The sequence below is a fragment of the Filifactor villosus genome (genome assembly GCF_042652965.1).
GTDB classification, from domain to species: domain Bacteria; phylum Bacillota; class Clostridia; order Peptostreptococcales; family Filifactoraceae; genus Filifactor; species Filifactor villosus.
Map to the genome: position 1 here is coordinate 18,804 of NZ_JBHSHL010000005.1, position 15,771 is coordinate 34,574.

At 43.7% G+C, this 15,771-nt stretch carries 13 protein-coding genes; 6 read left to right on the forward strand and 7 right to left on the reverse strand.

Annotated features, from left to right (window positions below):
• The first annotated feature begins 326 nt into the window (after positions 1-326).
• From ACFO4R_RS01675 to ACFO4R_RS01690, 4 genes are all read left to right on the forward strand, one after another.
• Positions 327-1,091: an exodeoxyribonuclease III gene (locus ACFO4R_RS01675; protein ID WP_379787242.1), complete on the forward strand. Its 765-nt coding sequence runs from the start codon at positions 327-329 to the stop codon at positions 1,089-1,091.
• 6 nt (positions 1,092-1,097) lie between these two features.
• The gene (locus tag ACFO4R_RS01680) at positions 1,098-1,559 is read left to right on the forward strand and encodes a 23S rRNA (pseudouridine(1915)-N(3))-methyltransferase RlmH (RefSeq protein ID WP_379787243.1); all 462 of its coding nucleotides are present in this window, start codon (positions 1,098-1,100) and stop codon (positions 1,557-1,559) included.
• A 369-nt stretch (positions 1,560-1,928) separates the two neighbouring features.
• Positions 1,929-3,287, forward strand: coding sequence for a Trk system potassium transporter TrkA (trkA, locus tag ACFO4R_RS01685; RefSeq protein ID WP_379787244.1), 1,359 nt, complete (start codon positions 1,929-1,931; stop codon positions 3,285-3,287).
• 5 nt (positions 3,288-3,292) lie between these two features.
• Positions 3,293-4,735 (forward strand): TrkH family potassium uptake protein, encoded by a 1,443-nt coding sequence (locus tag ACFO4R_RS01690; RefSeq protein ID WP_379787246.1) that lies wholly within the window; start codon positions 3,293-3,295, stop codon positions 4,733-4,735.
• Positions 4,736-4,830: 95 nt separating this feature from the next.
• Here the strand turns inward: ACFO4R_RS01690 and ACFO4R_RS01695 are convergent, their stop codons facing one another.
• Complete coding sequence (locus ACFO4R_RS01695; RefSeq protein WP_379787247.1) at positions 4,831-5,223, reverse strand: 23S rRNA (pseudouridine(1915)-N(3))-methyltransferase RlmH; 393 nt, start codon at positions 5,221-5,223, stop codon at positions 4,831-4,833.
• 609 nt (positions 5,224-5,832) lie between these two features.
• On the opposite strand from ACFO4R_RS01695, the gene ACFO4R_RS01700 reads away from it, so the two are divergent.
• A complete protein-coding gene (locus ACFO4R_RS01700) occupies positions 5,833-6,795 on the forward strand; it encodes a P1 family peptidase (protein ID WP_379787248.1) in 963 nt (320 codons plus the stop codon).
• Between the two features lie 897 nt (positions 6,796-7,692).
• On the forward strand, positions 7,693-8,292 hold the full coding sequence (locus ACFO4R_RS01705; RefSeq protein ID WP_379787249.1) for an ECF transporter S component: 600 nt from the start codon (positions 7,693-7,695) through the stop codon (positions 8,290-8,292).
• Between the two features lie 932 nt (positions 8,293-9,224).
• Here ACFO4R_RS01705 and ACFO4R_RS01710 read toward each other — a convergent pair.
• The 6 genes from ACFO4R_RS01710 to ACFO4R_RS01735 all read right to left on the reverse strand — a co-directional run bounded on the left by ACFO4R_RS01710 (position 9,225) and on the right by ACFO4R_RS01735 (position 15,612).
• Positions 9,225-10,568 carry an MATE family efflux transporter gene (locus ACFO4R_RS01710; RefSeq protein ID WP_379787306.1) on the reverse strand — a complete coding sequence of 448 codons (1,344 nt, stop codon included), beginning with the start codon at positions 10,566-10,568 and terminating at the stop codon, positions 9,225-9,227.
• Between the two features lie 271 nt (positions 10,569-10,839).
• A complete protein-coding gene (locus ACFO4R_RS01715) occupies positions 10,840-11,544 on the reverse strand; it encodes an ABC transporter ATP-binding protein (RefSeq protein ID WP_465254254.1) in 705 nt (234 codons plus the stop codon).
• Entirely contained in the window at positions 11,534-12,316 is a 783-nt protein-coding gene (locus ACFO4R_RS01720) for an ABC transporter ATP-binding protein (protein ID WP_379787250.1), read from the reverse strand. Before ACFO4R_RS01720 ends, ACFO4R_RS01715 begins: the two co-directional genes overlap by 11 nt.
• Complete coding sequence (locus ACFO4R_RS01725) at positions 12,313-13,176, reverse strand: branched-chain amino acid ABC transporter permease (RefSeq protein WP_379787251.1); 864 nt, start codon at positions 13,174-13,176, stop codon at positions 12,313-12,315. Before ACFO4R_RS01725 ends, ACFO4R_RS01720 begins: the two co-directional genes overlap by 4 nt.
• A 17-nt stretch (positions 13,177-13,193) precedes the next feature.
• Positions 13,194-14,072 (reverse strand): branched-chain amino acid ABC transporter permease, encoded by an 879-nt coding sequence (locus ACFO4R_RS01730; RefSeq protein ID WP_379787253.1) that lies wholly within the window; start codon positions 14,070-14,072, stop codon positions 13,194-13,196.
• Positions 14,073-14,409: 337 nt separating this feature from the next.
• Positions 14,410-15,612: an ABC transporter substrate-binding protein gene (locus ACFO4R_RS01735; protein WP_379787255.1), complete on the reverse strand. Its 1,203-nt coding sequence runs from the start codon at positions 15,610-15,612 to the stop codon at positions 14,410-14,412.
• Between the last annotated feature and the right edge of the window lie 159 nt (positions 15,613-15,771).

Here is a 15,771-nt window from a genome sequence, read left to right on the forward strand (position 1 = left end):
GGAGGATGACATTCTTCAAGCCGATCAATCTGTCAATGGGAATAGGTTATAATATAATACTATTATTCTTTTGAGTTATGGATATAAACAATCTATCACCCGTAGAGGATAAAGCGAATTTTTGTGGTTGAAAAAAATAGATAGATTCATACTTTTATTGGAGGATAGTACAAAAAAGTATCTTGGAAATTTCTCGGGTCGGGACTTGGGAGTTGCCTTCAAAAAAAGTGAGAACCTTCTGCTGTGCGGGAGTTTTTTAAACAAAGAGATTTTTGATTGAGAACACAAAGGTGGACGTGATGTCCACCTTGAAGAAAGGATAGAATATGAAACTGATTTCTTGGAATGTAAACGGGATAAGAGCAGCCGTCAAAAAGGGCTTTATGGATTTTTTTAAGGAAGTGGATGCGGATGCCTTCTGCCTTCAGGAAACCAAGTTGCAAGAGGGTCAAATTGATCTGGAACTTGAGGGATATCATCAATACTGGAACTATGCAAAGAAGAAGGGCTATTCCGGAACTGCTATCTTCACGAAGAAGGAGCCTTTGTCCGTGTATTACGGGATCGGCATAGAGGAGCATGATCAGGAGGGCAGGGTGATTACCCTGGAGTACGAAGACTACTATCTGATCACAGTATATACGCCCAACTCCAAGACGGAGTTGGAACGTTTGGATTATCGGATGGTTTGGGAAGATGAGTTCAGAGCTTACCTGCTCAAATTGAGAGGGAACAAGCCGGTCATCGTATGCGGAGACCTGAATGTGGCACATACGGAAATCGATCTCAAAAATCCCAAGACCAATACGAAAAACGCAGGCTTTACGATCGAGGAGAGGACAAAGATGACAGCTCTGCTCGACAGCGGGTTTATTGACACCTTCCGATATTTTTATCCCGATACGACCGGGGTTTACAGTTGGTGGTCTTATCGTTTTAAGGCACGAGAGAAAAATGCGGGCTGGAGGATCGATTATTTTGTTGTGTCCGAAGAATTGGAGAAGAACCTCGAAGATGCCAAGATCCATACACAGATCCACGGTTCGGATCATTGTCCCGTAGAGTTGACCGTCAAGGACTTGAGGGCATAGAAGAAGATGAAGATCCGTGTGATAGCGGTAGGAAGACTCAAGGAGGATTACCTGAGGGAGGCGCAGAGGCATTTTTTTCGAAAAATTTCTTTGAAAGTGCCCTTTGATATCGTAGAAGTTGAGGATGAAAAAACCTCCGAGAGAGCTTCTCTCAAGGAAAATGAAAAGACCAAACAGCGAGAAGGCGAAAAAATCCTGGCTTGTCTTCAAAAGAATGAGGAAGTGATTTTGCTTGATGTCGGTGCCAAACAGATGGACAGTAAGCAGTTTACGGAGTTTTTGAAGAAGAGTTGCGACGCAGACAAGCACCTTGCCTTTGTTATAGGCGGAAGTTTGGGCATTGGACAAAATGTGAGGAAGAAGGCCTCGATGTCCATCGGTTTTTCGAACCTGACCTTTCCTCATCAACTCTTTCGGATCGCACTTCTGGAGCAGATCTGCGAGGCGTTCTCAAGGATAAGACCCTAGTTTGGTGTAATAAAGCAGGGAGATGGAAGGCTGTGAATGTAAAGAAGTTGAAAAAACACTTTTCCTGTGCTTGAAACAAAGGTGCTATAGTGGTAAGATAAGAAGTCGTATAGGAACGGAAAGTTTAGAAACCATCATTTGTCAAACTTGGGACTGAGAGTTGAGTTTGAGGAGGTTTTTCTTGACGATATCCGGGATACGTATAGTGTAAACGAGGTTGTATACAAGCCATAGGAGGCTGATTCGAACAGATCCTATGGTTTTGGTTTTGTAAATGAAAGTCGCGGGATCTTGGGGGAAGAAAGACCGCCGATATCGTGCAGATCGGCTTCGAAAGAAGACAGAGAGTTTTATAAGGTGGAGAAGAAAATGAGAATCGTAATAGTTGGAGCAGGAAAAGCGGGAGAGGCATTGATTGAGAATCTCTCCAAAGAAAATCATGATATCGTTGTGATCGATCAAAATTCCAACCTGGTGGAGAAATTGGTTGACAGTTATGACATCATAGGTACCGTGGGGAACGGAGCAGCCTACGATGTACAGATGAATGCGGGAATCAAGGGCTCCGATATGATCATTGCCGTTACCAATGCGGATGAAGTCAATATTTTGTGTTGTATCTTGGCAAAAAGGCTCGGGGTCGAATACACGATAGCAAGGGTGAGAAATCCCGAATATTCGACACAGATGGAGTTTATGAGGGATCAAATCGGTATCAATATGATTATCAATCCCGAGTTTGAGGCTGCAAACGATATGTTCAGGATGTTGCAGTTTCCTGTTGCGGCAAATATAGAAACCTTTGCAAAGGGGAGGGTAAACCTTGTCGAGATAAGGGTTTCACAGGAAAGTGATCTTCAAGGTCTGCCTCTGATGGAGCTTCAAAAAAAGAAGGGGTTGCATATCTTGATCTGTGCGGTGGTTCGCGACGAGGAACTCTTTATTCCCAGAGGAGACTTCGTCCTTCAGGCGGAGGATCGCCTCTTTGTTACAGGAACGACCAAGCAGGTGATGAAGATGATTAAGTACCAGGGTCTGTCTCAAAAAAGGATGAAGGATGTACTGATGATCGGAGGAGGAAGGATCTCTTACTATCTGGCTCAAAAGCTTTTGAAGCACAATATCAATGTGAAGATTATCGAACTTGACAAGGAGAGGTGTAAGGAGCTCAGCAAGAAGCTTCCGAAGGCGAGTATCATCAACAGTGACGGGACTTTGCAGGATGTGCTCGATGAAGAGAGGATTTCTTACTTCGATGCCTGTGTCTCCTTGACCGGAATTGATGAAGAAAATATCATCGTATCGATGCATGCGGCGTCGAAGGGAGTAGCAAAAACCATTACTAAAATCAGTCGGCGAAATCTTCTGGCGATCTTGGAGAGGGTCGGTTTGGAAAGTTGTGTAATCCCCAAGGATATTATGGCAACGAGGATCGTTCGCTATGTGAGAGCCAAGCAAAATTCACAGGGAAGTAATGTGGAGACCTTGTACCGTATCTTGGAAAACCGCGTAGAAGCTTTGGAATTTAATGTGTGTGCGAACTTTTCTCAGCTTGGCGTCACCCTTGAAGAAATGCCGATAAAAAAGAATATTTTGATCGCCTATATCTTGAGGGGCAATGAATTGATCTATCCCAGAGGCATGGATACCATCCGGGAGAAGGACAGGGTGATCGTTGTTACGACACAGAAGTATCTGCGAGATCTAAATGATATTTTGGAAGGGTAGGCGCTATGAACCATAAAATGATTCGTTATATTATAGGTCTGATCGTAAAACTCGAAGGCTTGCTTATGCTTGTGCCGGGATTTGTATCGCTGTTCTATCGCGAAAGGGTCGGATATGTTTTGTTCGGGGTAGCCGTGGCCCTTATTTTGACAGGTTTCCTGCTCTCATATAAGAGACCGGAAGATGCAAGTTTTTATGCGAAGGAAGGGATGGTCATCGTATCGATGGCGTGGATCGTTCTGTCTCTGTTCGGTGCCTTGCCCTTCTATATCAGCAGGGAGATCCCTTCTTATGTCGATGCGTTTTTTGAGACGGTATCGGGGTTTACTACAACGGGTTCGACCATTTTGACCGACATCGAAGTAATGTCCAACGGTCTCCTGTTTTGGAGGAGCTTTACTCACTGGATAGGAGGAATGGGTGTTTTGGTTTTCGCCTTTGCCGTTCTTCCTCAGAATCACAACAACAATATGTATCTGATGAAGGCGGAGGTGCCCGGACATAAGGTGGGAAAGCTGGTATCCAAGATGTCATCGACAGCGAGGATACTCTATGGAATCTACATTACCTTGACGATCATCGAAGTCATCCTCTTAAAAGCGGGGGGAATGAGTTTCTTCGACTCGTGGATCCATGCTTTTTCGACGGCGGGAACGGGAGGTTTTTCCTCCAGAAATGCGAGTATAGCTTATTATAACAGTGCATATATCGAAGGGGTTATCACGGTATTTATGATTTTGTTCGGAGTAAACTTCCAACTCTACTACTTTATTCTGATAGGAAATGTCAAAGAGTTTTTTTCCAGTGAGGAACTTAGGACCTATCTGTTGATCATAGGTGCTGCAATTGCCGTGATCACCTTCAACATCATAGATGTGGTCGGAGGCGTATGGCCCGCCTTTCGGGCATCGGCCTTCCAAGTTGCTTCAATTATTACCACGACGGGCTTTGTCACCGAGAACTATGAGCAGTGGCCTTACCTTTCACAGGGCATCCTTCTGTTGCTGATGTTTATCGGCGCCATGGCGGGCTCTACCGGCGGAGGGATGAAGGTGTCCCGTATCATCCTCTTGGTCAAAAACGCTTATGGAGGAATGAGAAAGATGCTCTCTCCCAACCGTGTAATCAGCATGAGGTTTGAGGAAGGGGTCGTCAGGAAGAAGGTCATTGAAGAAGTCCATGTATATATGAATATCTATGCCTTGGTGTTTGCGGCATCTACCCTTATCCTTCTGAGTCAGGACTTGGATCTGATTACGAGTTTTGCATCGGTATCCTGTTGTTTGAACAATGTGGGGCCGGGTTTGGGAGTAACCAACCCCGTGAGCAACTTCAGCAGTTTGACGGCAATCACCAAGATCGTGCTTTCCTTCAATATGCTCGCAGGAAGGTTGGAATTGTTTCCCGTAGCCGTGATCTTTCTTCCTTCCACCTGGTTTCAGAACTAGAATGAGGGTGGACAAAACGAAAAAATGCGGAGTTGTTTGAGATATCCGCTTGTATGGAACAATAATGTTTCACGTGAAACAATGAGCCTTATTCACTACTTGTGATAAGGCTCATTGTTTTGGATCCGAAAAGCGCGGTAGATCTGTTCCAAGAGAAGTATAGTACGAAGTTCGGGAGAAATGTCAAACGAAGAGAGGTTCAGCTCACAAGCAAAATCTTCGTGGACTTTGTCTGTCAGAAAAACCAGATGGCTGATTCCCTCTCTGTTGTACTTTTCCATCTCTTCGGAGAACTCTTCCGAGGAAGGAGTCTTTTTGCCTGTGCACAGCTGAAGGATCAAACAGTCTTTCTTATTTCTCAAAGAGGGGGAAAGATCTGTAGTAAACGAGAGGTTTGCATAGCGCGAGATCCTCTTTTGGTATTCGGCGATGGCATCCTTGCAAAAAGAAGGGGGCTTTTTGAGTTTTGAGACAATCGTAATTTTCATAGGGGTCCTCCTGTTGGGAAACTGTCTAAAAAAGAGAAGTTGGTGTTATACGCTTCCCCTCTTATACTAAAACCTAAGGTACGGTATACAAAGGAAAACGTTAGGTTTTTTTGAATGTATAAAGCTCGAGAGCTTGTCATAGTAAGATTTGTAGTAATTTCATCCTTCGTATAACACCGATTTTGTGTTGTTTTTTTGAATTATACGGTATCACCCCGGTGCAGTCACATATTGATGCCTATCATTATTTCATCTCTCTGTCATAACACAGACGAGTTTACATCGTAGTTGAAATCAGCGTGAATATCAAAGCGTCAAAACTCCGGATAATATAACGGGTAGTAGTATAGGATGTTTCATCAGCTTCCATTTTTGATTGCAATTAAGATATTTGAACTTATGAAAATCATAGCATAAAAAACGCGGAATTACAAAAAGATGATGCTATAATATAAAAAGGGGATAAGGCTCTGTTGGAAGAAGATGGGCATGAGAGACAAGAATTTTGCCCTTGTAAGAGGAAAGAAGGATTTAAGTATAAAACCCTTAAGATGGAGCATAAAACGAAAAATAAGGGGAAAATTTAAGGACGAAAATTGGAGGTCGGGTATGAAAAAAAAGATAGGGATTGCAGGTTTTTTGGTTGGAACGGCTCAAGATGAAAACGCTCTGACAGGGGTGAGCGTCATCCTTGCACCGGAGGGAGCAACGGCGGGTTGTGATGTCAGAGGCAACGCTCCCGGCACAAGGGAGACGGACTTGCTCAAGAGTGAAAAGACGGTAGATAAGATTCACGCCGTCGTACTTTCCGGGGGTTCGGCCTTCGGTTTGGAAAGTGCTTGTGGAGTCATGGATTATTTGGAAGAAGAAGGGATCGGTTTCGATGTACAGGTGGCAAAGGTACCCATCGTAGCGGGTGCAGTTCTCTTTGATTTGGCGGTGGGGGATCCCAAGGTACGTCCCGACAAGGAGATGGGATATCGTGCGGCGAAGAGTGCAAATACCGAGATCGAGATTGGAAACGTGGGAGGAGGCTGCGGAGCCACTGTCGGAAAACTGAGGGGTTTCGGCTCAGTGATGAAGGGCGGTACGGGCTACTATGAGTTGGAGACGGAAGAGGGCCTTAGGGTTGGAGCTTACGTCTGTGTCAATGCTTGTGGCGAAGTCTATGAAGGCGAGGAAATCTTGGCGGGAGTCTTGAATAAGGAAGGGACAAAAATCCTTCCGGCGAGGGAGCTGATGATGGGGCAGGAGAGGGCTTCTCTGCAGGGAGCCAATACCACGATTGGCTGTATCATCACCAATGCTTGCCTTGCAAAGGCACAGTGCAATAGGGTTGCCCAAACGGCACATAACGGCTACGCCCTCTCCATTCGTCCCGTTCACACGGGCATGGATGGAGATACCATCTTTTGTATGGCGTCCGGAGAAGTCCCGGCGGATGCCGACAAGGTCTCTTATCTTGCACAGGAGGCTATGAAGGAGGCTGTTTTGTCCGCAATCTTATCTGCAGAGAAGGTCGCAGACATAGAGAGCTGCTCCTCGTTAAGACAGAAAAAAGTACGGGGATAAATAAGGCTTTGTCTGTGAAAACAGCACACAAAAACGAGAAACTGTTTTTTCTTTGAAGCTGCAAAATATGGAAGTTTGTCGCACCTCTTGTTTTAATAATTGCACCTCTCATACTATTATCTATTAAGGCGATACCGCAAAATTCGAAAAATCGGCACAAGATCGATTTTGTACAAAAGATGAAATTCTTAAAAAGATTGATATGACAGACTTTTGTGTTTTATAAAATCGAAGAAAAGTCGGAAGTTTGCCTTTGTGCGGTGTTTCCTTAACATTGTCCGGTCGTGAAGTTTGAATTCTACGAGGACTCAAAACGTTTCCGAAAAACATCTATTCTGTTTACCTGATATTTTAAACGGAGAATAGTATCATATAACATTAAGCCCTTGCCGATTTTTGAACCGGTCGACATCAATGATGCGTATCCTATGGTTTTCGAAATGACTTTTTATATTTATAGAGAAAGATATTATCCGCTCTTCGATGGGAGGACAGTGTTTTATACTGTTATTCCCTTGAGTTGTGGATATCCACAATCTGTGCCCCGTAGAAGACACAACAATTTTTCGTGGTCATAAAACAGAGATAACCAGACTTTTATTGGAGAATAGTATAAAACCGGAATTGACTGCATTGTTGAAATCGTAGGTTTGGACTCTATAGAAGATGGAACAAATTCTTGTAGTTACAGATTTTACAGCTCCACATTTCTATCGGAGATAATATCATTATGGGCAGAGCGGAAGTCACATCTTTTAAAGAGTAAATAAGTAACAAAAAAGTAAAACTTTTTAAAAAAAGTGGAATTTTGTATCAAAGAGGAGTATAATGATAACCGGTAAAACAAAATAGGAAGAACGGTATCTCATTGTGAGAACCGGAACAAAGGAGAATAACATGATACAACAGAGAATTCAGCGAAGAGGAATGTCCACAGGTCAGCTTACCTTGGTCGGTATGCTTGGGGCAATTTCAGCGGTACTGGGTTTTACACCCATCGGTTTTATTACCATCGGAGCGATTTCGGTAACGACGATGCATATTCCCGTCATTATCGGAGCGGTTCTTGAAGGTCCTATGATAGGAATGATGACGGGTTTGTTGTTCGGCATCATATCGATGGTCCGGGCATTTATAATACCGCTACCGACATCTTTTATCTTTTGGAATCCGATCGTTGCGATCGTACCGAGAGTGTTATTGGGCTACATCAGTTATCAGGTCTACTACCTTGTAAGGACCAAGCTTAAGAAGGAGAATACGGCAGTTGTCCTGGCAGCCTTTCTGGCAACCTTGGCTCATACCGTAATGGTGCTTGGAAGCGCCTATCTTATCTATCATGATAAGTTGGCTGAAAAGCTGACCTTGTCGGTACAGGGAGTGAAGCTACTGTTTACGGGAATCGCGATCCAGAACGGGATCCCCGAAGCGATCCTTTCCGTTTTTGTGACCGTGGCGGTGTATAAGGCGGCAAAAAAAGTAAGACGAGTCAGATAGCTTATAGATTATAGAAAAAGAACATCGGAGCCGATGTTCTTTTTCTTGTTATACGTATAGGACAGGTAAAAGCACTGATTTTCTACATATTGCCTGTTTCATTGGCCGATGAAACTGTTATCCCTTTAATACTATTCTACGATAGAAGTGCGGTTATGTCTGTCTTGCAACCCACGGAAATTCGTTTTCTCTACTATGGGGTACAAATCGTTGATACCCGTTATTCAAATTGTCCGGTCGTGAAGTTTGCATTCTGGGACTACTCAAAACATTTCCGGTAAATATATATTCTGTATACCTCATATTTAATACTCTTCTACGATAGAAGTGTCGATATATCTATTTATCGATGACAAAAAACCATGTTGTCTTCTATGGGCCACAGATTGTTTATATCCAGTATTCATACTATTCTTCGATAGAAGTATGGTTATATCTGTTTTGCAACCACGAAAATTCGTTTTCTCTTCTATGGAGTGTAAATCGTTGATATCCATTATTCAAAGGAATAATAGTATTAGACGTGTGGCTCCAAAAATATTACACATTTGAACAAGACATAAACACTTGTGTTATACTATTCTCCGTTTGATACTATTTTTCAATAGAAGTGTGGATATATCTATTTTTCGATGACGAAAAACTATGTTGTCTCCTATGGGTCACAGATTGTTTATATCCACTATTCAAAAGAATAGTAGTATCAAAAGAATAGTAGTATAAAAGATAGAATCGTATAAGTTATGGGAATCAAATATCTGTGTTTCACGGTATCCGGAACTGATTTTTGTAGTTGCGGAGAGGGGATTACAAGCGTTCTATCGAAAAATAGTATGAGCTGTGGATATACAGAGTACATCATTTGCAAAAAACAACTTGGATAATGATATGATTCAAAACTCCAACAGGATATAACGGTATTAGTCATCCTGTCAAATCTTTCGGGAGGCTGCTTCTTCCCGGTAAGGGGTGGGGTGTCTTTTTAATAAAGGCAAAAGGATTGCAAGGGCGAGGAGCAAGGTGGTTACTTCAGAGAAGAAGGCGGACAGCCATAGAAGTTTTGGATTTTTGGTCAGAGAAGTTATAAACAATGCAAACCAAATAAAGCCGAAACCTCGGGCCACCGAAATCACAAAGGCCTCCTTTGCTCTTCCTACGGAAGCGAAGTATCCGCTGATTACGGTATTAAACCCGATAAACAGGAACGACGGTGCAAACCAAAATAGAGCTTCCTTGGTATCTCGAAATAAAGAAACCTCGTTGGCGGAAATAAACAAAGAAATAACAGGGTCCGAAATAAAGATGGAACCTCCGTAGAAGAGCAGGGATAGGAACGCGACACCTACAACCGAAAACAGAAGAAACTTGCGATAAATCGCCTGTTCTTTTTTGCCGTAGTAATAACTGACCAGAGGCTGCATTCCTTGAGTCAACCCCACCATTGTCATAAAGACAAACAAGTTGATATAGGATACCACCGTGTAAGAGATAAGTGCTTTTTGGCTCAAAATCTTCAAAATATAATGATTGTACAAAAAGATGGTAAATCCCGTCGAAAATTCCGAAATAAAACTTCCGAATCCGATGGAAAAAATTTTGGGGAATGTTGAAAAAGACCATCTTGTTCGCTTAAAATTCAGTTTGGAATTTCCAAAGATAAAGTGATACAGAAACAACAGAGTAGAAAACATCTGCGCAATCCCTGTTGCCCAGGCGGCACCCGCGATCCCAAAATCGAAAACACCGACAAAAAGATAGTCCAAAACGATGTTGGTAACAGCGCTCGATACGACTCCCAAGGTTGCAAGCTTCGGAAAACCGTCCACCTTGATAAGGACTTCAAAGTGGTAGGATAAGATAAAAAACGGAGAAAACCAAACGATGATATGCAGGTAAGTGTAAACATCCTTAAACAAATAAGTGGTTGCACCCAAAAAGTAGACGATCTCTTCCAAAAAAAGACTGCAAAAGATGGAGAGAAGAACGGATGAGATCAGCTCTGCGGCAACGGTAAGATTGAACAATTCCTCCGCCCGTTCGTAATTCTTTTCTCCCAGGGCGATCCCGACCAGGGTCGAGGTTCCGGTGGCAAATAAGATTGAAATTGCAAACAAAGTGTTTACAAAGGGTAGAGCAAGATTGACCGCGGAGAGAGAACTCTCACCTACATACTTGGATACAAAAAAACCGTCCACCATCGTATAAATGGAAAAAACCCACATTGCGACAATGGAAGGGATGACAAAACTTAAAAACTTCTTCTTTACGGGTGTAATGCTAAAACCTCCTTATAACAATGGACACCGTGCAGGGCAGAAAACGGAAGGAAGAAGATGAAACTGTTTCAAACCATCCTGTTTCATCAACTTCATCAAGTCGGTTTTCCTGCAATGAGAAGTTGTCCAAACAGCTTGGACAACACATCGACCTATAAAACGATTATAGAGGATTTTTTAAGAATTTGCAAACAATTTCTCCTCTATAGCGTCTTTCTGCGTTTCCCCGGAACAAAAAAAGTGGACGTAATGTCCACTTTTTTTAAAGATCTTATTTTTTCCCCAGATACGCTTCCTGAATGGAAGGATCTTTGATCAAGTCGCTTGCCAAACCTTCTTTCGTGATCTGACCTTGCTCCAATACATAAGCCTTGTCAGCGATCGAAAGCGCCTTGAATGCATTTTGCTCAACCAGGAGGATGGTCTTACCCATCTTTTTGATTTCGATAATGATTTCGAAAATCGTATTGATAAGAAGAGGGGCCAGTCCCAAGGAAGGCTCATCCAAAAGGATGATTTCGGGGCGGCACATCAGTCCTCTTCCCATAGCAAGCATCTGTTGCTCTCCTCCGGAAAGCGTTCCGGCAATCTGTTTTTCACGTTCCTTCAAACGAGGAAACAGCTTGTATACATAGTCCATATCATCGGCGATCTTCTTATCGTTTCTGAGGTAGGCACCCATTCTCAAATTCTCGTCAACGGTGAGGTTTGCAAAGATCAGACGTCCTTCGGGAACTTGAACCACTCCCGCTTGAACGACCTTGTGAGACTGTTTTGAGAGAGGCTCACCCTTGAAACGAATATCTCCGGATTGGTACTTGACCGTGCCCGAAATCGAATTCAAAAGAGAAGATTTGCCCGCACCATTGGAGCCGATGATGGTAACGATCTTACCTTGTTCAACATCGATGGATACACCTCTGAGAGCATGAATACCACCGTAATAAACGTTTAGATTTTCTACTTTAAGCATCATGTTCATCATCCACCTTTCCAAGATAAGCTTCCACAACGTGAGGATCGTTCTGGATCTGTTCGGGAGTACCCTCCGCAAGAGGTTTACCGAAGTTCAAAACATAGATCCTGTCACAGACTCCCATAATCAAATCCATATGATGTTCAATGACGAGAACGGTCAGGTTGAAGCGATCCCTTATCTCCCGAATAAGCTCCATCAAACTTATGGTTTCTTCCGGATTCATCCCTGCTGCCGGCTCATCCAAAAGGAGGAGGGCGGGATCCAACGCCAAGGCACGAGCGATTTCAAGTTTACGTTGCAGTCCGTAGGGAAGGTTGGAGGAGACCATATCACGGTACTCCCACAGCCCCATAAGTTCGAGCAAAGAACGGGTCTTTTCTCGAAGCTCCTTCTCCTGAGCACGGAACTTTTTATTTCGAACCAAGGTATCGAAGAAGCCGTAGTTTGCCGAACGATGGCAGGCGGTCAAAACGTTATCGTAAGTCGTCAACTTCTTAAACAAACGAATATTTTGGAAGGTACGGGTAACTCCGAGTTCTGCGATTTGGAAAGGTTTTTTCCCATTCAAGACCTTGTCATGAAACTTGATTTCTCCCTCCGTAATATCATATACACCTGTGATCAGGTTGAAGATCGTTGTTTTTCCGGCACCGTTGGGACCGATCAAGCCGTAGATCTCTCCCTGTTGAATTTCAAAATTTACGGTATCCACCGCCGTCAAACCGCCGAAGCGCTTTGTTACATTTTTAAGAGAAAGTACGGAACTCATTGTGCTTTAACCTCCCCTTTGGATTTGTTTTTCTTCTTGAAGAAATCAGTGATCTCTTTTCCACCCATCAGACCTTGAGGACGGCTGATCATAATAAAGATAACGGCCGCACCGTAGATGACCAAACGCCATTGAGCAAACTGTCTGAGCAACTCCGGAAGAGATTTCAGCAAGATTGCACCGATGACACTGCCGCTGATACTTCCGAGTCCACCGAAGATAACGATGATAGTAAGCTCTTGGGATACCAGCAACTGGAACATAAGAGGACGGATGTAGGTCAGATAGTGAGCCAGAAGACCTCCGGAAATACCGGCGTAGATCGCACTGATTCCCAAAGAAATCATCTTGTACTTGAATGTGTTGATACCGATTGCTTGAGATGCCAACTCTTCTTCGCGGATTGCCACGAAGTTTCTTCCATGTCTGGAATGGATCAGGAAGGCAAGAGCAATTACTCCGATCACATTGACGATAACAACATTCCAGAAGTTTGTATAATAACCGCAGGCCATACCGCGCGCTCCACCGAACCACTGGACGTTATCCAAAAGCAAACGGATAGCTTCCCCGAAACCGAGGGTCGCGATACAGAAGTAGTCTCCCTTCAGATTCAAGGTCAACCTACCGATGATCAAACTTGTCAAACCTGCCGCAATCCCTCCGCACAGAAGTGCCGCGTAGAAGTTGACTCCGCTGTTGGTAAGCATTGCCGCAGTATAGGCTCCGATCGCCATAAAACCTGCGTGTCCGAACGAGAACAGACCGGTGAAGCCCGTCAATAAAGATAGTCCCAAAACAGTCATCAAAAAGATACCGGCAAGGGTCATGATACCAAGTACATATTCTACACTCCACATAATCCAATTCCCCCTTTCTATGCCTTATCTTCAGTGACTTTACCCATCAAACCGGACGGTTTTACAACGAGGATAAAGATCAATAATGTGAACGAAAACAAATCTCTGTACTGAGATGAAAAATAACCCGAGGTAAAGGTCTCGATCAAACCGAGCAGGACCGAACCGATTACGGCACCGGGAAGGGATCCCAGACCGCCAAATACCGCAGCGATAAAAGACTTCAACGTGATAACCCCGATCTGAGGATAAACCGTGTACTTCATTCCGAACAATACACCGGCGATACCCGCCAAAACTCCCCCTATCATAAAGATGGTAAAGATGATGCGGTCAACATTGACACCCATCAAAGTACTCGCGCGACCATTGTAAGAGGTAGCACGAATAGCAAGTCCGACTTTTGTTTTTTCGATTATGTAGACCAGGATGGATAGGCTTATCGCAGAGATAACAAACATCAACAGATCCAATCTTCCGAGAGCGACATTACCCAACATGATCGGCTCTGTCGAGAAGATCGGAGGATAGGTACGAAATGTCGGTCCAATCGTTGCAACAACGATATTTTCCAAAAAGATGGAAGCTCCCATTGCAGAGATAATAAAGTAAAGGAAGGGAGCGTTTCTCTTTCTCAAAGGTCGATATGCGATTCTCTCGCAGGCAACTGCAACCAAACCTGCACCCACTGCCGCCAGAATAAACGACGGGATAAAGGGAAGATGAAGCAGTGTCAATGCGAAGAAGCCGAAATATGCCCCCAACATGATAACCCCTCCGTGAGCAAAGTTGGAGAAGTTTAAGATAGAATAAACCAACGAATAACCAACCGCCATCAAAGCATAAACGCTTCCGATGGAAAGACCGTTGATCAATTGTTGAAGAAACTTGGTCATAGTGTTGTCCTCCATTTCATTGAGAAATAAGTGAAATTTTAGGATCCGCCTCAAAGAGACAAAATCCACGGGAAAATCTTCGGCAAGCAGTCCCCAAAACGGAAGTGCTTCAAACTATAAAAACGATCCTTCAGATCTTCCGACTGTTGTTCATAAAATTGGAATAGGAGCCTTGTGCAAGGCTCCTATTTAATTTCTTAAACATATCCATTTATACTACTGTCTGTTTGAATTGACAGGATAAATGCTTTAAAGTATATGGACTTTCAAACTTTTTTCTGTTCAGCATATACTTGTGCACCTGACATTTCAAACGGAGAATAGTATTAACAAAATACTAGTCGACCTTGATACCGTATTTCTCCTGGAATATATATTGGTCGCCCTCGATTTTTACGATAGCGGCTTCTTTTCCATCAGGGTTGTGGGTTTCGGGATCAATCTTGATATTACCTGTGACCCCTTTAACGGTAACTTCGTTAAGAGCCTGTGTAACTTTAACGGAATTAGGTTCTCCGGCTTTTTCGATTGCAGCCTTCAACAAGAGGAAAGCATCGTTGGCCATATAGGTGTTAAGCTCGGTAGGAGTACCGAATTTCGCTTCATAAGCTTCTTTCAAAGGAACTGCTTCAGGATCAGCATAATCCAAGTGGTTTACAATGATACTTCCCTGAACTGCATTTTGAGCCATTTCCATCAACTGCTCGGACGGCCATCCGTCTCCACCCATCAATACAGCTGTGATTCCAAGATCTCTTGCCTGGTTTGCGGTCAAAGCAACCTCTTTGTAGAAGTAAGGCATAAGAATCACTTCGGGATTTGTTTCTTTGATCTTGCTCAACTGAGGTCTGAAGTCCACGTCTCCGGTCTTGAAACCTTCTTTTGCCACGATGGTTCCGCCGAGTTTGGTGAATGTCTCTTCAAAGTACTGAGTAAATCCCTGAGAATAGTCGGAAGCTACGTCGTACAAGATAGCAGCGGACTTGAAGCCCAACTTCTCATAAGCGTAACCTGCAGCGACCGCCCCTTGGTAGGGGTCGATGAAACATACACGGAAGTTGTAATCTTTTACCTTTCCGCTGTCGTCTACCGTAACCTTCGGGTTCGTAGCAACCGTTGCAATATCGGGAACTTTCGCCTGCTCCAATGTACCTGCGATCGCAATCGCCTGGTCGCTGGCATTGGGTCCGATAATACCGATAACGTTATCCTGAGTAGTCAAACGCTTGGTCGCATTCACCGCCTCGGTAACATCCCCGCGGGTGTCATAAGCAACCAATTCCACTTGCTTTCCAAGGATACCTCCATCCGCGTTCGTTTGCTCAATCAACATCTCGAGAGTTTGTTTTTCAGCAGTTCCCCAAACGGCCTGATCGCCTGTAACGGCACCGATCCAACCGATTTTGATGGTATCTGCACTCGTATTTCCTTCTCCGCCGCCGGGAGCTGCAGCACCGCCGCCGTCGCCGTTTCCACAACCGCTCAACAAAGTGGCAGCGAGCATGGTCGTAGCCACAATCGTTGCAAAAATCTTCTTCATAATAGTCCCTCCTATGTATTTTAGATATGCTCCTTTCTTCAAAGAACACTGTTATTATACCACAAGAAAAAAAATAAGGGAATAGCAATTTTCAGTAAATAAAATAAAATCAAAAAACGAGTAAATGCAAATTGACAAAAAAATAAATAAAGATAACGT